The 18,393-nt window shown below is 67.2% G+C and carries 11 protein-coding genes and 1 riboswitch; of the genes, 5 read left to right on the plus strand and 6 right to left on the minus strand.

Annotated elements, in window-relative coordinates; all coding sequences use genetic code 11:
• Positions 1-34: 34 nt before the first annotated feature.
• Together QP512_RS19915 and QP512_RS19920 are read right to left on the minus strand one after the other, a co-directional pair.
• The gene (locus tag QP512_RS19915) at positions 35-1,699 is read right to left on the minus strand and encodes an MFS transporter (protein WP_286070390.1); all 1,665 of its coding nucleotides are present in this window, start codon (positions 1,697-1,699) and stop codon (positions 35-37) included.
• A 98-nt stretch (positions 1,700-1,797) separates the two neighbouring features.
• Positions 1,798-3,225 (minus strand): DcaP family trimeric outer membrane transporter, encoded by a 1,428-nt coding sequence (locus tag QP512_RS19920; RefSeq protein WP_286070391.1) that lies wholly within the window; start codon positions 3,223-3,225, stop codon positions 1,798-1,800.
• A gap of 245 nt (positions 3,226-3,470) precedes the next feature.
• On the opposite strand from QP512_RS19920, the gene acs reads away from it, so the two are divergent.
• Positions 3,471-5,414 (plus strand): acetate--CoA ligase, encoded by a 1,944-nt coding sequence (gene acs, locus QP512_RS19925; protein ID WP_286070392.1) that lies wholly within the window; start codon positions 3,471-3,473, stop codon positions 5,412-5,414.
• Positions 5,415-5,535: 121 nt separating this feature from the next.
• On the plus strand, positions 5,536-6,201 hold the full coding sequence (locus QP512_RS19930; RefSeq protein ID WP_005411662.1) for a response regulator transcription factor: 666 nt from the start codon (positions 5,536-5,538) through the stop codon (positions 6,199-6,201).
• A 113-nt stretch (positions 6,202-6,314) separates the two neighbouring features.
• On the opposite strand, the gene QP512_RS19935 is transcribed toward QP512_RS19930, so the two are convergent.
• The 4 genes from QP512_RS19935 to QP512_RS19950 all read right to left on the minus strand — a co-directional run bounded on the left by QP512_RS19935 (position 6,315) and on the right by QP512_RS19950 (position 13,790).
• Positions 6,315-6,770 carry a transposase gene (locus QP512_RS19935; protein WP_286070393.1) on the minus strand — a complete coding sequence of 152 codons (456 nt, stop codon included), beginning with the start codon at positions 6,768-6,770 and terminating at the stop codon, positions 6,315-6,317.
• A 269-nt stretch (positions 6,771-7,039) separates the two neighbouring features.
• Entirely contained in the window at positions 7,040-7,615 is a 576-nt protein-coding gene (locus tag QP512_RS19940) for a manganese efflux pump MntP family protein (protein ID WP_286070394.1), read from the minus strand.
• A gap of 10 nt (positions 7,616-7,625) precedes the next feature.
• Positions 7,626-7,794: riboswitch (yybP-ykoY riboswitch) on the minus strand.
• A gap of 254 nt (positions 7,795-8,048) precedes the next feature.
• Positions 8,049-11,507, minus strand: coding sequence for a PAS domain-containing hybrid sensor histidine kinase/response regulator (locus QP512_RS19945; protein WP_286070395.1), 3,459 nt, complete (start codon positions 11,505-11,507; stop codon positions 8,049-8,051).
• A 135-nt stretch (positions 11,508-11,642) separates the two neighbouring features.
• Positions 11,643-13,790: a S46 family peptidase gene (locus QP512_RS19950; protein WP_286070396.1), complete on the minus strand. Its 2,148-nt coding sequence runs from the start codon at positions 13,788-13,790 to the stop codon at positions 11,643-11,645.
• Positions 13,791-13,934: 144 nt separating this feature from the next.
• Here QP512_RS19950 and QP512_RS19955 point away from each other — a divergent pair, with 144 nt between their 5' ends.
• Genes QP512_RS19955 through QP512_RS19965 form a run of 3 tightly spaced genes read left to right on the plus strand, consistent with a single transcriptional unit; the run spans position 13,935 to position 18,327 of the window.
• Positions 13,935-15,623: a molecular chaperone HscC gene (locus QP512_RS19955; protein ID WP_286070397.1), complete on the plus strand. Its 1,689-nt coding sequence runs from the start codon at positions 13,935-13,937 to the stop codon at positions 15,621-15,623.
• Positions 15,620-17,008, plus strand: coding sequence for a hypothetical protein (locus tag QP512_RS19960; protein WP_286070398.1), 1,389 nt, complete (start codon positions 15,620-15,622; stop codon positions 17,006-17,008). Before QP512_RS19955 ends, QP512_RS19960 begins: the two co-directional genes overlap by 4 nt.
• Positions 17,005-18,327, plus strand: a complete 1,323-nt coding sequence (locus QP512_RS19965; RefSeq protein ID WP_286070399.1) for a hypothetical protein — start codon at positions 17,005-17,007, stop codon at positions 18,325-18,327. Before QP512_RS19960 ends, QP512_RS19965 begins: the two co-directional genes overlap by 4 nt.
• Positions 18,328-18,393 lie beyond the last annotated feature (66 nt).

The following is an 18,393-nucleotide window of genomic DNA, read 5'->3' on the forward strand; positions in this document are numbered from 1 at the left end:
CCGCGGCCTTTCCTTCATCCGGTGAACATCATTCCTACTTGGTGATATCCACGTCCTTGGTCTCGCGCAGGAACAGGCCACCGATCACCACCGACATCAGCGCGATGATGATGGGGTACCACAGGCCGTAGTACAGGTTGCCGGTACCGGCCACCAGCGCGAACGAGATCGCCGGCAGGAAGCCACCGAACCAGCCGTTGCCGATGTGGTACGGCAGCGACATCGAGGTGTAGCGGATGCGGGTCGGGAACAGTTCGACCAGGTAGGCGGCGATCGGGCCGTAGACCATGGTCACGTACAGCACCAGCAGCCACAGCATGAAGATCGTGCCGGCAAAGTGGATGCGCGAACCATCGGCCTTGGCCGGGTAGCCCGCGGTGGTCAGGGCGGTCTTCAGTTCCGCACCGAACGCATCGGCCTTGGCCTTGCCTTCTTCCTTGGTCAGGCCAGCGGCCTCATACGAGGTGACGCTGGCACTGCCCACGTTCACCATCGCCAGCGAACCGGCGGCGGCGGGCTGCACGTCGTACGGCACACCGGCCTTGGTCAGCGCGGCGGTGGCCACGTCGCAGGAGCTGGTGAACTTGCGCAGGCCCACCGGATCGAACTGGAACGAGCAGGTGTTCGGATCAGCCACGACCAGCGCCGGAGAGGACGCACGTGCCTCTTCGATGGCCGGGTTGGCGAAGTGGGTCAGGCCCTTGAAGATCGGGATGTAGGTAACAGCCGCCAGCAGGCAGCCGGCCAGGATGATCTTCTTGCGGCCGATGCGGTCGGACAGCCAGCCGAAGAAGATGAAGAACGGCACGCCCAGCGCCAGCGCGGCCGCGATCAGCAGGTAGGAGGTGGTGGCATCGACCTTCAGCATGCTGCTGAGGAAGAACAGCGCGTAGAACTGGCCGCCGTACCAGACCACGGCCTGACCGGCTGCAGCGCCGAGCAGGACCAGCAGCATCAGCTTCAGGTTACCGCCCTTCAGGCTGTCACGGAACGGGGTCTTGGAGCCCTTGCCCTCGGACTTCATCTGCTGGAACAGCGGCGACTCGCTCAGCTGCAGGCGGATCCATACAGACACGCCCAGCAGCAGGATCGACACCAGGAACGGGATGCGCCAGCCCCAGGCTTCGAAGGCTTCGTTGCCCAGGAAGTAACGGCAGGCCAGGATGATCAGCAACGACATGAACAGGCCGAGCGTGGCGGTGCACTGGATGAAGCTGGTGTACAGGCCACGCTTGTCGTCCGGCGCGTGCTCGGCCACGTAGGTGGCGGCACCACCGTACTCGCCGCCCATCGCCAGGCCCTGGGCCAGGCGCAGCACGATCAGGATGACCGGTGCCGCGAAGCCGATCGTGGCGTAGTTGGGCAGCACGCCGACCAGGAAGGTCGAGATGCCCATGATCAGGATCGTGACCAGGAACGTGTACTTGCGGCCGATACGGTCGCCGAGGCTGCCGAAGAAGGCCGCGCCGAACGGGCGCACGAAGAAGCCGGCGGCGAACGCCAGCAGGGCGAAGATCATGCCGGTGGTTTCGTTGACACCACTGAAGAACTGCTTGGCGATGATGGCCGCGAGCGAGCCGTACAGGAAGAAGTCATACCACTCGAAAACCGTGCCGAGGCTCGAGGCGAAGATGACCTTCTTGTGGCCCTTGGTCAGGGTGCCCGCTGGATTGTGCGGGCTTGATGCAGTGCTGGACATGGGACGTTTTCCCTCTGTAGGTGCCGACCTGGGTCGGTGGGTGCCGACCGTTGGCCGGTACGCAATCGCTGTAGGTGCCGACCTTGGTCGGCACTCCTTTAGAAGCTGTACTTCGTGGTGAACTGCAATCGGGTGATGTCACCCTTGTTGCCGTTCTCCACTTCGCGACGGCCGTACATCAACTCCGCGCCGACATCGACCTTGGGCAACGGCGAGTAGAAGATGTTGCCGCGGATGCTCTGCACGCTCTTGGTCACCAGCGGGCCGAGGATGCTGTCGTTGTCGTAGTCGCTACGCGCGTAGATCAGGTTGGTGCGCAGCTTCGGCGAGAACGCATGCCGCCAGCCCACGTAGCCGGCCAGCACGCCGGTCGGATTGAGTTCGTCGCGGGCAACGTCATAGGCGCTGTCGGCGGTGATGCCCAAGCCGATGTAGCGGGCGATGCCTTCGCCGCCGGTCAGCTGGTAGTGCAGCGAATCGCTGTCACCCATCACCCACTTGCCGCCCAGGGTCAGGCCGCCGGCCACCTTGTCGGCCTTGGCGCCGGTGGCCTGGTTGTCGACCTTCAGCTGGCGAACGATGCCGCCGACGCCGAAGGTGCCCCAGTCGCCCTTCCAGCCATAGCGCAGGGTCAGATCGGGCAGGCTGCCACGGTCGGAGTTGGCACTGGCATTGGTCCATGCCCCAGTGACCGGGTTGCGGGTACCGGTGAGGGTGGTGGTTTCCGGGTTTTCCAGCGCGACGCTGAAGCCGCCCTGGCTGTAACGCACCTGCGCCTGGCGCACGAAGATCACGCCGTCGGTAGGGCCAACGAAGTCGACCGCCTCAGGCAATGCGGCCGCGTCCATGAAGTTGGACCAGGTCTGGCCGGCCAGCCAGTTGTTCCAGTACATGTAGGCATGGCGCAGGGTCACGCCGTAGGTGTTGGTGGCGGTCTGGTTGCCCAGCGAGTTGCCGAAGAAGTCCATCTCGAAGAACGCGCCGGCTTTGTTGCCCGATTCGCTCACATTGTCGATGCCCAGATTGAAGCGAGAGAACTTGGCGTGGGCATTGAAGTCGGTGCCCGAACGCTTGCCGCTGCCGCCGGCGCCTTCCACCGGGGTCTGGCCCGGCAGGTACAGCGCGCGGCCGGTGGCATCGTCGGCCAGCTGGCCATCGCTGGTCTGGGTGGCGAGGAAGTCGGCCTTGATGAAGCCACCGATCTTGACCGTGGTACCCGGCGCGGCGCCCGGGGTGATGGTGGTGACCTGGATCGGCTGCTTGCCGGCCGGAACCTGTGCGACCGGCTTCTGCTCGGCCTGCAGCGTGCGGACTTCGGTTACGGCCTGCTGGGTCTGGCTGATCTGGGTCTGTTGTTGTTGCTGCGAAGACAGCAGCAGCTGGACCTGGCGTTCCAGTTCGGCAACGCGTGCTTCCAGCGCCTTCTCTTTGGCGGTCTCTGCGAACGCCATGCCCGGTGCGACCAGGGCGACCAACAGGCAGGCCGCCAAAGGTGTGCGCACGGCTTTCAACGTACGGTGGCTCATGTTGCCCTCTCTCCCAAGTGGCAAGGTGATGCCGCGCGTGGGGCACGGTCGAGCCGAGACTGCGGGGCGATTATGTATAGCGGCTATTCGCCATTGGTCGAACCTGGCCCTGCTGGGCGCTCACTTTCGACCATGGTCTAACCGGGGTGGTGACGCGGCAGGGGGTGGATGGGGCAAACTGAGGGGGATCGGTCGCCGCAATGCTGCGACCGCACACACAAAGTCAACGTGCAAGTGAGGGTGCCATGGCTGATATCTACCCCGTCGATCCGCAGTTCGCCGCCAAGGCACGCATCGACAAGAAGACATATGAACAGCAGTACCAGGCGTCGGTGACCGATCCGGAGGGTTTCTGGGGCAAGGCTGCCGAGCGCCTGCAATGGATGCGCACGCCGACGAAGATCAAGAACGTCAGCTATGACCTGTCCGACTTCCACATCAAGTGGTTCGAAGATGGCGAGCTCAATGCCAGCGTGAACTGCCTGGATCGCCAGCTGGAAACGCGCGGCGACAAGACCGCCCTGCTGTTCGAACCGGACAGCCCGGATGCGCCGGCCCAGCACGTGACCTATCGCGAGCTGTACGAGCGCACCTGCCGCCTCGGCAACGCGCTGCGCAACCTCGGCGTCAAGAAGGGCGACCGGGTCACCATCTACCTGCCGATGATCGTCGATGCGGCCGTGGCCATGCTGGCCTGCGCGCGCATCGGTGCGATCCACTCGGTAGTGTTTGGGGGCTTTGCGCCGAACTCGATCGCCGACCGCGTCAGCGACTGCCAGAGCAAGCTGATCATCACCGCCGACGAAGGTCTGCGTGGTGGCCGGAAGATCCCGCTGAAGGCCAACGTCGATGCCGCGCTGAAGCTGCCCGGCACGAACACGGTTGAAACCGTGCTGGTGGTGCGTCACACCGGCGGGGCGGTCGACATGCAGGCCCCGCGCGACCGCTGGTTCCACGACGTGGTGGACAGCCAGCCGTCGACCTGCGAGCCGGAGCGAATGAACGCGGAAGACCCGCTGTTCATCCTCTACACCTCCGGTTCCACCGGCAAGCCGAAGGGCGTGCTGCACACCACCGGCGGTTACCTGCTGTACGCGGCCTACACCCATGAAGCGGTGTTCGACCTGCGCGAGGACGACATCTACTGGTGCACCGCCGACGTCGGCTGGGTCACCGGCCACAGCTACATCGTGTACGGCCCGCTGGCCAACGGCGCGACCTCGCTGATGTTCGAAGGCGTGCCGAACTACCCGGACACCTCGCGCTTCTGGAACGTGATCGACAAGCACAAGGTGACGATCTTCTACACCGCCCCGACCGCCATCCGTGCGCTGATGCGCGAGGGCGAGGAACCGGTGAAGAAGACCTCGCGCGCCTCGCTGCGCCTGCTCGGCAGCGTCGGCGAGCCGATCAATCCGGAAGCCTGGCGCTGGTACTACGAGGTGGTCGGCGACAGCCGCTGCCCGATCGTCGATACCTGGTGGCAGACCGAGACCGGCGGCATCCTGATCTCGCCGCTGGCCGGTGCGATGGACCTCAAGCCGGGTTCGGCCACCCTGCCCTTCTTCGGCGTGCAGCCGGCGCTGGTCAATGCCGACGGCGAAGTGCAGGACGGCCCGACCGAAGGCAACCTGATCATCCGCGACTCCTGGCCGGGCCAGATGCGCACGGTGTACGGCGACCACCAGCGCTTCATCGACACCTATTTCCGCACCTACCCGGGTAGCTACTTCACCGGTGACGGGTGCCGCCGCGACGAAGACGGCTATTACTGGATCACCGGCCGCGTTGACGACGTGATCAATGTGTCCGGCCACCGCATCGGCACCGCCGAAGTGGAAAGCGCGCTGGTCTCGCACCCGAAGGTGGCCGAAGCGGCCGTGGTCGGCTTCCCGCACGACGTGAAGGGCCAGGGCATCTATGCCTACGTGACCCTGGTGGCCGAAGAAGCGCCGAGCGACGAACTGCAGAAGGAACTGGTCGCCTGGGTACGCAAGGAAATCGGCCCGATCGCCACGCCGGACCACCTGCAGTGGGCGCCGGGCCTGCCGAAGACCCGCTCGGGCAAGATCATGCGGCGCATCCTGCGCAAGATCGCCGAGAACGCGCCGGACCAGCTCGGCGACACCTCGACCCTGGCCGATCCGTCGGTGGTGGCGTCGCTGGTGGACGAGCGCAAGGTGCGCTGATGGCGTGACTGCAGGCGCAGGACGCGCCAGGGACGTGGCCGGGAGGAGGGACCCGGCCGCGTCCGACCCGTCCTGCACCTGCCATCACGTCGCTCTTTTTCCTGATCGATAAGCTCGACCCATGACCACCCTCCTGATTGCCGATGACCACCCGCTGTTCCGCGAAGCCCTGCGCGGGGCCGTGCAGCGGGTCATCCCCGGCGTGCAGCTGTTCGAGGCCGACAGCGTGGAAGCGCTGTACGCGCTGGCCGACCAGCACAACGACGCCGACCTGGTCCTGATGGATCTCAACATGCCCGGTGCACAGGGTTTCAACGCACTGGTGCACATGCGCTCGCTGCATCCGCACCTGCCGGTGGTGGTGGTGTCCGCGCGCGAGGAAGCCACGGTGATGCGGCGCGCGCTCGATCATGGCGCGTTGGGCTTCATTCCCAAGTCGGCGGATTCGGACACCATCGGCCACGCGCTGGGCACCATCCTCGACGGCGAGACCTGGGCACCGCCGGAAGCGCACAACGTACCGCCGACCGAGCGCGAGGAACGCGAAGTCGGCCAGCGCCTGCGCGAACTGACCCCGCAGCAGTTCCGCGTGCTGCAGATGCTCGGCGCAGGCCGCTTGAACAAGCAGATCGCCTACGACCTCAACGTCTCCGAAGCGACGATCAAGGCCCACGTCACCGCGATCCTGCGCAAGCTGGGCGTGACCAACCGCACCCAGGCCGTGCTGATGGCCGGCAAGCTGGCGATCGACGACGACGCCATCGTGCTGCCGCCGGAAGAAGACTGAGGGTAGTGCGCTGCGCGCGTGAGCCGAGCGCAGGCTCGGCTCTACACGACTCTGCGGCACCTGCCTTTGTAGAGCCGAGCCCATGCTCGGCTGCTGTTCGCCTGAAGATGGCGCTACCCCTGCAGACGCCACCTACTCCAGGCATGAGGGTACTCGCCAAGATGCGTGGCCAGCCCGGCCCGAACCGGATTGCCCGCAATGTACATTGCCTGCGTACGCAGGCATTCATCGCTGCGCAGCGCGTGGTCGTAATACCCCGGTTGCCAGATGGGCTCGCTGGCATCAACGCGCCTGGCGATGGACCGTCCACTTCTGGACTTGAGGATCTGCATGCACCCGGCAAGCGTTCCGTGTCGCAACTCGATCAACCAGTGCAGGTGGTCCGGCATGATTACCCAAGCCAGGGAGAACGTCCGCCCCGTCCGCTCGACCGTGCGTAGTGCCTCGATCAGCAGATCGACGTTCGTCTCATCGTCGAACCAGCGTCGCCGCGCGTGGGTCACCGCGGTGATCGCATAGACATTGCCGATCTGCGACCACCGGCCAATACGGAGTGCGGGGCTGGACATGCCCGAAGACTATGCAGCGACCGCCAGGCTGCCCATCAGTGCAACACCGCATGACCTGTCAGCCAATGCCCCCTTGTAGAGCCGAGCCCATGCTCGGCTGCTGTTCGCTTGAAGACCGCGCTGCGCGCGTAAGCCGAGCGCAGGCTCGGCTCTACAGGACTCTGCGGCGCCTGAACCCGTAGAGCCGAGCCCATGCTCGGCTGCTGTCTGCTTGAAGACCGCGCTACGCGCGTAAGCCGAGCGCAGGCTCGGCTCTACAGGATCTGGTGTTACCCCACGCCGTGCAGGTGTTCGTACAGGATCGTCGCACCGATGATCACCAGGATCACGCCGCCGATGATCTCGGCGCGCTTGCCGACCATGCTGCCCAGCACGCGGCCGAGCATGATGCCGACGGTGACCATGGTCAGCGTGCATAGGCCGATGACCGCAGCCATCACACCGATATGCACGTCCATGAACGCCAGGCCGATACCCACTGCCATCGCGTCGATGCTGGTGGCGAAACCGGTCAACGCCAGCTTCCAGAAGCCGTGGTGCTGCGAGGGGTCTTCGTCTTCCTCGGCGCTGTCCGGACGGAGGCCGTTGTAGATCATGTGGATGCCCAGCGCACCGAGCAGGCCGAACGCGATCCAGTGGTCGAAGGCCTCGACGTACTGCAGGGCGGCACGGCCGAGCAACCAGCCGATGATGGGCGTGATCGCCTCGATGACGCCGAAGATGATGCCGGCACGCAGTGCGTCGCGGAACACCGGCTTGCGCATGGCTGCACCCTTGCCGACCGCCGCGGCGAAGGCATCGGTGGACATGGCAAAGCCGATCAGGAGGATCGAAATGGGGGACATGGAAAGCTGCTGAAGGTCGGGCAAGGACGGACGCACGGCTCGCGCTCGCGCCCAACCTGACGTTGCGCGCGCGGGCCGCTGGTCTCGCCAACCATCATGGTTGTCCACGCCACGGCGCACTGGCCGAGTATGTTGACGTGGACGATTCCTGCGAAGGAATCCGGCTACTCCCCAAGGGGACGCGCAGCTTAGCACCGCGATCCGCGCGTGGCGCATTTCCAGGCAAACGCGCAGGCAGGGCTGGTTTGTATAGCGATGGCTATATCAGCGCCGCGCTGCGCGCGGGAGCCGAGCGTGGGCTCGGCTCTACAGAGGGGTTCGTGCGCCCGGGAATCTGTAGAGCCGAGCCGATGCTCGGCTGCTGTTCGGTCGGACCACGGAATACCACGCGCCACGCGCGAGCCGAGCGTGGGCTCGGCTCTACAGTTGCCGGTCAGGCGTCGCTGTTGCCAGCATCGCGCAGTGCGCCCAGGAAGGCGCGCAGCGAGGCCGGCTTGATCGGCTTGGTCAGCACGCGGTAACCACGCTCGCGTGCCATCCGCTTCAGTTCGTCGCGACCATCGGCGGTCAGCAGCGCCCCGGGCAACGGGTAGCCCGCCGCCTCGCGAAGTGCCACCAGCGCATCCAGGCCATCCATGCGATCGTGCAGGTGGTAATCCACCAGCATCACCTGCGGGCGCTCGGCGATCTTCTCCAGCGCCTGGTCGACGGTGGCGGCGGTGATCACCTGCACCTGCCAGCGGCCCAGCAGCGCGCGCATGCCGTCGAGGATCTCCTCGTCGTTGTCCACGCACAGCACGCGCAGGCCCGCCAGCGAATCGCTGCGTACCGGTGCGGCCACCGCCTGCACCGGCGTGGCCACTTCGCTGTAGCCCGGCAACGGCGCCACACGCGGCAGGATGATCGAGAACATCGAGCCGCTGCCGACGCGGCTGCGCGCATTGAGGCGATGGTCGAGCAGGCGCGAGATGCGCTGGCAGATCGACAGGCCCAGACCCAACCCCTGCTCGCCCCAGTCGAACGGCTGCTGGTAGCGGTGGAACTCGTCGAAGATCTGCCGCATGTGGTGCTCGGGAATGCCCGGGCCGGTATCCCACACCTGCAGTTCCACTTCGTCGCCGCGCTGGCGCACGGCCAGCACGATGCGACCCTGGCGGGTATAGCGCAGCGCATTGGCCAGGAAGTTCTGCAGCACGCGGCGCAGCAGGCGGCGATCGCTGCGTACCCAGGCAGTACGCGCGAACAGGTCCAGGCGCAGGCCGCGCCCCGCCGCCACGGGCGTGTACTGCGCGGCCAGTTCGCGCATCAGCGCGCTGACATCGAACTCACCGATCACCGGGTGCAGGCCACCGGCATCCAGCCGCGAGACGTCCAGCAGGCCATCCAACAATTCCTCGGCCGCACGCAGCGAGGCATCCACGCGTTCGGCCAGGTGCTTCTGTTCGTCGCTCACATGGTCGCTGTCACGCAATGCCGAGGCGAACAGGCGCGCGGCGTTCAGCGGCTGCAGCACGTCATGGCTGATCGCCGCCAGGAAGCGGGTCTTCGACTGCTGCGCGACCTCGGCTTCGTGCGAGCGCTCGGCGACTCGCTGTTCCAGCGTTTCGTTGGCCTCCAGCAGCGCTTTTTCCGCGTGCTTGTAGTCGGTGATGTCGTTGTAGCTGGTCACGTAGCCGCCGCCGGGCAGGGCCTGGCCGCGCATCTCGATCACCTTGCCGTCGCTGCGGGTGCGCTCGAACACGTGCGGTGAACCGGCGCGCATGTAGCCGATGCGACGGTTGATCTGTACTTCGATATCGCCTTCGCCGAGCTCGCCACGTTCGGCGTTGTAGCGGATCAGGTCGGCCACGGGGCGGCCTACGTAGAGCATGCCGTCGGGGTAGCCGAACATGTCCTGGTAACGGCGGTTCCAGGCGGTCAGGCGCATGTCCGGGTCGACCACGCTGACACCCGCGCTGATGTTTTCCAGCGTGGTGGAGAGGATCTCGCGGTTGAAGCGCAGCTCCTGCCCCGCTTCGTCCAGCACCGCCACCACTTCGCCCAGGTCCATGCCCGAGCCGCGCAGCAGGCTGGTCAGCAGCAGGCGTGCGGACGCCGCGCCGATCGACGCGGCCAGCAGGCGTTCGGTGAACTGCACCCAGGGCCGGTCCGCCGGCGCCGTCGACTGCAGCTCGCGCCCCAGCGACTGCGCCTGTTCAAAAAACGAGCGCCGCGCGTGACGTTCGCCGACCACGCGCGAGGCCAGTGCCAGCAGGTCGCCCACATGCACATGACCGGGCCAGCCACCGGCCACCGACGGGCGCTCGGCATACGGGTCGAGGAACGGCGCGGCGCGCAGCCGCTCGTCCACACCGGGGCGCCAGCGCGCGGACACCAGCATCATCGTCGCCGCGTTGACCAGCAGCGACCAGAACGTGCCGTGGGTCAGCGGATCCCAGCCGGTCATGCCGAACAGCTGCTGCGGACGCAGCCACTCGATGCCGAACGGACCGTGCTGCACCCAGCCGGCATCGACCCAGCCGGCCATCGTCATCGCCGGCAGCAGCAGCGTGTACAGCCATGTCGCGAAGCCGAGCAGCATGCCCATCTCGACGCCACGCCGGCTGGCACCGCGCCAGTACAGGCCGCCGATCAGGCCCGGTGCGAACTGCGCCACTGCAGCGAACGCCATCAGGCCGTACGACGCCAGCGTGCTGTCGTTGCTGCTGGTGCGGTAGTAGCTGTAGGCCATCAGCGCCAGCAGCAGGATCGCCAGGCGACGGATCCACAGCACGCGCGAGGCGACATCGGCCGCTTCCTGGTGGTCGCCACTGCGGCGCAGCAGCACCGGCATCACCAGGTCGTTGCTGACCATGGTGGCCAGCGCGATGGACGAGACGATGACCATCCCGGTGGCGGCGGAGAAACCGCCCACATAGGCGATCAGTGCCAGCGCGTTGCGGCCTTCGGCCAGCGGCAACGCCAGCACCATCGAGTCATCGGCAACGCTGCCGCCGGTGCCGAACAGGGTCACGCCGGCGGTGGCGATTGGCAGCACCATGCCCGAGATCAGCACCAGATAGCCACCGAACATCCAGCGCGCGCGGCGCACATCGCGCACGTCACCACATTCGACCACGGCCACGTGGAACTGGCGCGGCAGGCAGATGATGGCCAGGAAACTGAGCAGGGTCTGCGAAATGAATCCCACCGGCGGCAGGCCGGTGAACAGCGTATGCACCGACTCGACCACTGCATCGGTGCGGTTGCTCAGCCAGAGGTAGGCGAATACGCCCACCGCCAGCATCGCCAGCAGCTTGATCACCGATTCGAAGGCGATCGCCAGCATCATGCCGTGGTGGTGCTCGGTGGCATCGACCTGGCGGGTACCGAACAGGGTGGCGAACAATGCCATCAGCAGCGCCACGTACAGCGCCGGGTCGGTGAAGAAGCCGGTCGGGCCGGTGTTGCCGGTCAGTACCTGCAGGCTCATCGCCACTGCTTTGTACTGCAGCGCCAGGTACGGAATGATGCCGATCAGCGCGATGATCGCCACCAACGCCGCCAGCCGCCGCGAACGGCCGAAGCGCGAGGAGATGAAATCGGCGATGGAAACCACGTTCTGGCTGCGCGCGATCAGCGCCAGGCGCTCGATGATGCGCCAGCCGAACAGCAGCAGCAGCAGCGGGCCGATGTAGATGGGCAGGTAGCCCACGCCGTTGCGCACGGCGGTGCCGACCGCGCCGTAGAAGGTCCACGACGAGCAGTACACGGCCAGCGCCAGGCTGTAGACCACCGGCCGCAGCCACGGCCGGTCGGGGTACATCGGCCGACGGTCGCCCCACCACGCCACGCCGAACAGCAGCGCAGCATAGGCAACCGAGACCAGCAGCAGGATCCAGCTGGAGACCACGCGTGCGTTTCCGTCGGAAGAACCCGCAGTGTAGGCCAGGCGTGGCCGGGGGTGCGGGCTCGTTGGGGGCAACCGCCCCCACCGGGGTGGGGGTCTACGCGGTGCGGGCCACGACCGTTGGTCGTGGCCGCCTTCTTACTGGGCCGGCACGCCCATTTCCTTCAGCAGTTGCGGCGCCGGGTAGACCTTGGCCAGCAGCCAGCGCAGGTAGCGCATGTCCACGTGCACGGCGCGCTTGTAGCGCGGGTCGAACCACCAGCTGGCGCTGACCGACTCCCAGTTGCTGTCGAAGTTCAGGCCGATCAGTTCGCCCTTGGCGTTGAGCACCGGCGAGCCGGAGTTGCCGCCGGTGGTGTCCAGGTTGGTCAGGAAGTTGACCGTCTGGGTCTTCAGCGCCGGGTCGGCAGTGCTGCCGAAGTCACCCTTGGCGATCGCGACCAGCAGCGGCTTGGGTGCATCGAACGGATAGGCGTTGGTGTTCTTCTCGACGATGCCGGCCACGGTGGTCACCGGCGAGTAGGTCACGCCGTCGCGCGGGTGCAGGGCCTCGACCTTGCCGTAGCTGATGCGCAGGGTGCGGTTGGCGTCCGGGTACACCGCACGGCCCTGCTTGGCACGCCAGGCGAACAGCGCCTGCATGTACGCCGGGCGCAGGCGCAGCTGCTCGCCTTCGCGGGTCTTGCTCTCGTTCTCGATGCGCAGCTGCGCGGCCACAAGCGGGCCGGCCACGGCGATCAGCGGATCGGCGGCAAGTGCCTTGCCCTCGCGTGCGGCAGTGAAGCGCGACAGGCGCTGCGCCTCGTCACCCAGCTGGGTGCCGGCATAGAGGGTGTCCAGCGCCTTGGCCAGCTGCTCCGGGGTACGGCCGAAGGCCGCGTCGAACTCGGCCACGCGCTGCGCGTCCGGCAGCAGCTGGTAGCGGGTCAGCAAGGTGGTCAGCAGGGCCTTCTCGACCTCCGGTGCGTAGCGGCGCTGGACCTGCTTGAGCACGCCTTCGATCATCGCCTGGTCGCGCTGCTGGTAACCGCTCTCGCGCTGCGCGTCAGGCTTGGCCGATTCGATGCGGAGGCGCTCCAGCAGCAGCGCAGAGCGCAGCAGCTGGCTCTGCGCGGCGATCTGGTCCAGCAGCAGGTCACGCTCGCCCACCGCCGCGCCCTGCGACAGGTTGGCCAGCAACGCCTTGATGTCGCCCTGGTACTTGCGGTCGGTCACGGCCAGCATCGCGGTCTCGTCGGCGGCACGCTGGGTCTTGGCATCGCTGCGCAGCAGGCCTTCCAGTTCGCCAGCGGCGCGCTTGCGGTTGTTCTTCAGCGACTGCAGCTGCGAGGCATAGCGGGTACGCGCCTGCGCGTCCTTGGCGGTGGCGGCCTCGATGGTGTCGATCATCTGCTGGAACACCGACACGCGGCGCGGCAGCACGGCGTCGATCTGGCCGGCGAATTCGGCCGCGGTGCGGTGGCGATAGGTGATGCCCGGGTAACCGGCCAGCATCGCGTAATCGCCTTCCTTCGGGCCTTCCACCGACATCTGCAGGTGCGCCGGTGCCTGGTAGGGCACGTTGTCCTTGCTGTAGGCGGCCGGCTTGCCGTCCTTGCCGACATAGGCGCGCAGCAGGGTGAAATCGCCGGTGTGGCGCGGCCACATGAAGTTGTCGATCTCGTCGCCGTAGTTGCCGATCGCGCGCGGCGGCGCGTAGACCAGGCGCACGTCGCTCAGTTCCAGCTGGGCAATGCGGTAGAAATCGGTGCCGTAGTACATGTTGGCCACCGAGCAGCGCACGCTGCCGTCCTTCTCGCACTCGGCCACGATCTGCTTGCTGGCCGCATCGACGGCGTCGAAGTAGGCGCGGCCCGTCTTGCCCTTGGCCTGGGCCAGCACCTGGTCGGTCACCTTGTCGAAGCCGACGGTGACCAGCACGCGGAAGTCCGGGTTGGCCGGGCGCTCGTCGGCGCGGTCCTTGGCGATGAAGCCACCGTTGATGAGGTCGTGCTCGGGCGAGCTGTTGTACTGGATCACGCCCATCGCTACGTGATGGTTGGTCAGCAGCAGACCGTCAGCGGACACGAAAGATCCGGTGCCACCACCGGCACGCACCACGGCGCTCAGCGGCGGCGCAGTGACGTTGGCCAGATCGGCCGGATTGCCCTTGAAACCGGCGGCCTGCAGCGGCTTGGCCAGTTCCGGCAGCTGGGTCGGCATCCACATGCCTTCATCGGCGTGGGCGCCGGCAGCGAGGGTCAGGCCCAGGGCCAGGGCGGCAGGAAGGGTTTTACGGGCAGACATCGGCGTTTCCGGCAATACAGAACAGCCCGGGACCATAGCCGCTGGGGGCCGATGGGGCAACGGCCGATGGTTGGGGTGGCGCGTTCATCGACCACGTTGTCGGCCTACAATCGCCGTTCCATCACATGCAGTCAGGGAAGCAGCATGATCGTCGGTATGGACCTGGGCACCACCCATTCGCTGGTGGGCATCTACGAGGCGGGCGGCGGTCGACTGTTCCCCAATGCGCATGGCGAGCTGCTGACGCCCTCGGTGGTCAGCCTGGCCGATGGCGCAGTGCTGGTCGGGCAGCCGGCGCGCGACCGTCTGGTCAGCCATCCGGCGCACAGCGTGGCGAACTTCAAGCGCTGGATGGGCACAGACCGGCAGACCCGCCTGGGCGACCGCAGTTTCCGCCCCGAGGAACTCTCGGCGCTGGTGCTGCGCTCGCTGCTGGCCGACGCCGAGGCCGCCCTGGGGCAGAAGGTGGAAGAGGCGGTGATCAGCGTGCCGGCGTACTTCTCCGATGCGCAGCGCAAAGCCACGCGCACCGCAGGCGAACTGGCCGGCGTCCGCGTGGAGCGCCTGATCAATGAACCCACCGCCGCCGCGCTGGCCTATGGCCTGCAGGAGCGCGAGGGCGAAGGCCGGGTGCTGGTGCTGGACCTGGGCGGCGGCACCTTCGATGTGTCGATCCTGGAGCTGTTCGACGGCGTGATCGAAGTGCATGCCAGTGCCGGCGACAATTTCCTCGGCGGCGAAGACTTCTCGAGCGTGCTGCTGGAGGCCCTGCTGGCCGACCAGCGCCTTGATCTGGCTACCCTGGCCGACAGCGAGAGGGCGCAGCTGCTGCGGCACCTGGAACGCTTCAAGCGCGAGCTGAGCCACAGCGGCAGCAGCACACTGGAGCTGTCGCTGGGCGAACGCAGGCTGCGCTGGCAACTGGACGAGGCCGCATTCGCCCGGCTGTGCGATCCGCTGCTGCAGCGCATGCGCGGCCCGATCGAGCGGGCCATCCGCGATGCACGGCTGCAGCCGGACGCACTGGACGACATCGTGCTGGTGGGCGGTGCGGTGCGCATGCCGATGGTCAGCCGCTTGGTCACCCGTATGTTCGGCCGGCTGCCGCTCCGCCACGTCCACCCGGACCATGCCATCGCCCTGGGTGCCACCGTCGCCGCCGGCCTGAAAGAGCGCAACGAGGCCCTGCGCGAAGTGGTGCTGACCGACGTCTGTCCCTACACGCTGGGGACCCAGGTATCGCGCCGTTTGCCGGACGGGCAGTCGCGCGGCGGCTATTTCCATCCCATCATCCAGCGCAACAGCGTGGTGCCGGTCAGCCGCGAGGATCAGTTCTTCCCGATCCACGAGAACCAGCGCGAAGTCATGATCGACATCTACCAGGGCGAAAGCCCGACCGTGGACCGCAACATCAAGCTGGGCGAGCTGCGCGTGCCACTGACCCATCGTGCGCCGAGGGAGGAGCGCGGCATCACCACCCGCTTCACCTACGACATCAACGGCCTGCTGCAGGTGGAGGTCACCGAGGATGCCACGGGCCTGCGCCACGAGCTGATCCTGGAACAGAACCCGGGCCTGCTGTCTCCCGAGGAGATCCAGCAGCGCCTGCAGGCCCTGCAGGACCTGAAGATCCATCCGCGCGATGCCCAGCAGAATCTGGCCGTGGTGGCCCGTGCCGAACGCCTGTACGAGGAGTTCATCGATCAGCGCGACACGCTGCAGGGCTGGCTGCTGCAGTTCCGCCACGCGCTGGACGGCCAGGACCTGCACCATATCGAGCAGCAGCGCCGCGAGCTGTCGCAAGCGCTGGACATGCTGGAGCGCGATGCATGAGCTGGGGCCTGGACGTGCTGGAGCTGGACGAGGATGCCGACGAACGTGCGATCAAGCGGGCCTACGCGCAGCGCCTGCGGTTGACCCGCCCGGAGGACGATCCGGTCGCCTTCCAGCAGCTGCACGAGGCTTACCAGGCCGCACTGGCATGGGCGAAGGATCGCACCACAGAGGAGGCCCCGTGGCCCGGCAGCGAGCCGGAAGCGCCGCTGCAATGGGCAGCGCCGCGCGTTGAGGACGCGGGTCCGCAGGCGGATGACCACGTGCGGGCCGACCCGTGCATGGACGTGGAGGCCATCGCCCGCCGCATCCTGGCCGAAGCCGTGCAGCAGGAGCCGGACGCGCTGCAGGAGTGGCTGGCGCAGCAGCCGGAACTGTGGTCGCTTCAGGACAAGGCGCGGATCGGTGATGCCCTGCTGGACGCGCTGTTCTCCGCCACCGAGCCGGTGCAGGCCGACAACCTCGATGTGCTGGCCGAACGGTTCGGCTGGGACGAGATCGGCAGCAGCGTGGATCCCTATGCACTGGATGCACGGCGCATGGAGATGCACCGGCAGTGGGTGGTGCAACCGGGCAACCACCATCGCCTGGCCGAACTGCTGCAGCGCTGCGGATTGCCGAACCCGCCCGCCGCGGCCCGGGAGCACATGGCCTGGCTGTCGCGTCCATGGAATCACTGGCAGGCACTGCTCACCTCGTTGTCGCCCCAGCGTGGGCGCGACCTCAACCAGACCCTGGATGCCCTGGGCATCGATGACGACACACCGGTGCCGGCGCCCCTTCAGACCCGCCAGATCGCGTTCTGGCGCGACATCGGCGCGATGCATCGGCTGAACCGCGAGCGCTGGCTGCAGGGACTGCTACGCGGTGTCGCGGGCGCGGTGATCGCCGCGCTGCTGGTGCTGGCCGTCGGCGTGCTGGGCCAGTTGGCCTCTGGTGGCGGCGCTGCCGGCATCCATCCGATGGCCACCTACGCTCGGGTGGCACTGTACGCCGCGCTGGCGCTGGTGCTGCTGGGCGCGGTCGCCCCTGCCGTGCAGACGTTCCTGCATTGGCAGGTGCAGGACGAGCGGCCAGATCGATCCGCGACCGCGGCGCTGCTGCCGATTCCGCTGCTGCTGATCGTGGCCATCGTGCTGATCCACGGGCTGGATCTGCGCGCCGCCGGCACGTTCGTCGCCTGGCCGGTCTTGGGCCTGTCCGTGTGGCGCTGGTGGCGGCGCAGCCAGCTGGAAATCCACTTCAGCGGCTGGACACTGCTGGCCATGCTGCCCTTTGTGAAACTACTGATGTTGGGCATGCTGCATGCCGAACTGGCGCTGGTGGCCGCATTGGTGTTCTGGGGATGGGATGCCTGGCGCAACGTGCTGGGTCGGCGCGGATGAGCGACTGGAGGGCGCTGCTGGGGCTGGACACAGGCGCCGACGAACGCGCTATCAAGCGCGCCTATGCGCAGCAACTGCGCGTCACCCGGCCCGAAGATGACCCGGTGGCGTTCCAGCGGCTGCACGAGGCCTACCAGGCCGCGCTGGCGCAACTGCGCGGGGATGCAGCGCCGCCTGCGGAATACCGCCCGGCGCAGGCACCGACGGATGCGGTGGACGCCGAGGGCGTCGCCGCGCAGCTGCTCGTGGTGGCCGGCCAGGGCGACACAGCCCTGCTCCAGCAGTCGCTGCAGCAGCAACCCGAGCTGTGGTCACTGCAAGGCAAACAGCGCATCGGCGATGCCGTGCTGCAGCAGCTGGTGACCGACGAACCGGCGCTGCCGCGCAGCACCTTCGACACGTTCGGCGGGTGTTTCAGCTGGGATGACCCGGTGCGGGACCTGGACCTGCACTGGCTGGATGCAGTGGCGCGGCGCTGCGAGCAGCGCTGGCTGCTGTCACCCGCCGGTGCGCAGGCACTGGCGACCCGCTACCTGGGCATCAGCGAGTCAATGCTGGCGCCCGGCAGCGATGTGCTTCCCAGCCTGCGCGAGCACCGCCCGGCCTGGCGCAACCTGCTGGACACCCTGCAGCTGTCGCGCGCGCACCAGGCGATCAGTCTGCTGGCGGCACTCGGCTACTGGCACGATCTGCGCGTGCCACCCGGCCTGGATGCAGGGCAGGTCGCGTTCTGGTCGCGCTTCGGGCGCGAGGGCGATGCCATCCATTGGCAGGCCAGTGGCCTGCGCGCCCTGCTGGTCGCGCTGGTCCTCGGGCTGATCTGCACCTGGGCCGTGATCGCCAGCTGGCCACTGCCAGCCTCGGAGGATGGCGCGCTGGATGGCGGCCAGCGCGCAGCGCTGATCATCGCCGCTGCCGTGCTGCTGGCTCCCGGACTGTGGCTCACGTCCCACGCTACGCGCGCGATCATCCGCTGGCAGTCGCTACCGGAGCACGTCGCCACCGTCCTGCCGGGGGTGCGCATCCTGACCATTCCACTGGCGGTTGCGGCGGTGATGGGCGCGTTCCACCTGGCGCTGCGTTTCACGAGCGGGGTTCCGGTCGGCTCGCTGGTCCTGCTGATCATCGCCAGCGGTGCCGTGCTGCGGATGGCCCGCCAGCGCTTCATGCACCGCTGCGGTTCGACGGAACAGGACGAACCCGGTCGCAGCCTGGTAGTGGCGGTCGTGCTGATCGTGCCCGCGCTGGTCATGGCCCTTGTCTACTGGGCGAAAGACCTGCACGTCCACCACGGCGAGCTGCGCTGGTTCAACCGGTGAGGGGTCGGAGCCCTTTCAACGAAACGGCTCCGACCCCGGTCTGATGGCCCGGCGCAGCCACGCATG

Origin of the sequence: Stenotrophomonas sp. 57, assembly GCF_030291075.1 — a bacterium.
Taxonomy (GTDB): domain Bacteria; phylum Pseudomonadota; class Gammaproteobacteria; order Xanthomonadales; family Xanthomonadaceae; genus Stenotrophomonas.

Excerpts from the sequence above, each read along its gene's own strand:
- QP512_RS19915 (WP_286070390.1), bottom strand. The coding sequence starts at position 1,699 with ATGTCCAGCACTGCATCAAGCCCGCACAATCCAGCGGGCACCCTGACC.
- QP512_RS19920 (WP_286070391.1), bottom strand. The coding sequence starts at position 3,225 with ATGAGCCACCGTACGTTGAAAGCCGTGCGCACACCTTTGGCGGCCTGC.
- acs (WP_286070392.1), top strand. The coding sequence starts at position 3,471 with ATGGCTGATATCTACCCCGTCGATCCGCAGTTCGCCGCCAAGGCACGC.
- QP512_RS19930 (WP_005411662.1), top strand. The coding sequence starts at position 5,536 with ATGACCACCCTCCTGATTGCCGATGACCACCCGCTGTTCCGCGAAGCC.
- QP512_RS19935 (WP_286070393.1), bottom strand. The coding sequence starts at position 6,770 with ATGTCCAGCCCCGCACTCCGTATTGGCCGGTGGTCGCAGATCGGCAAT.
- QP512_RS19940 (WP_286070394.1), bottom strand. The coding sequence starts at position 7,615 with ATGTCCCCCATTTCGATCCTCCTGATCGGCTTTGCCATGTCCACCGAT.
- QP512_RS19950 (WP_286070396.1), bottom strand. The coding sequence starts at position 13,790 with ATGTCTGCCCGTAAAACCCTTCCTGCCGCCCTGGCCCTGGGCCTGACC.
- QP512_RS19955 (WP_286070397.1), top strand. The coding sequence starts at position 13,935 with ATGATCGTCGGTATGGACCTGGGCACCACCCATTCGCTGGTGGGCATC.
- QP512_RS19960 (WP_286070398.1), top strand. The coding sequence starts at position 15,620 with ATGAGCTGGGGCCTGGACGTGCTGGAGCTGGACGAGGATGCCGACGAA.
- QP512_RS19965 (WP_286070399.1), top strand. The coding sequence starts at position 17,005 with ATGAGCGACTGGAGGGCGCTGCTGGGGCTGGACACAGGCGCCGACGAA.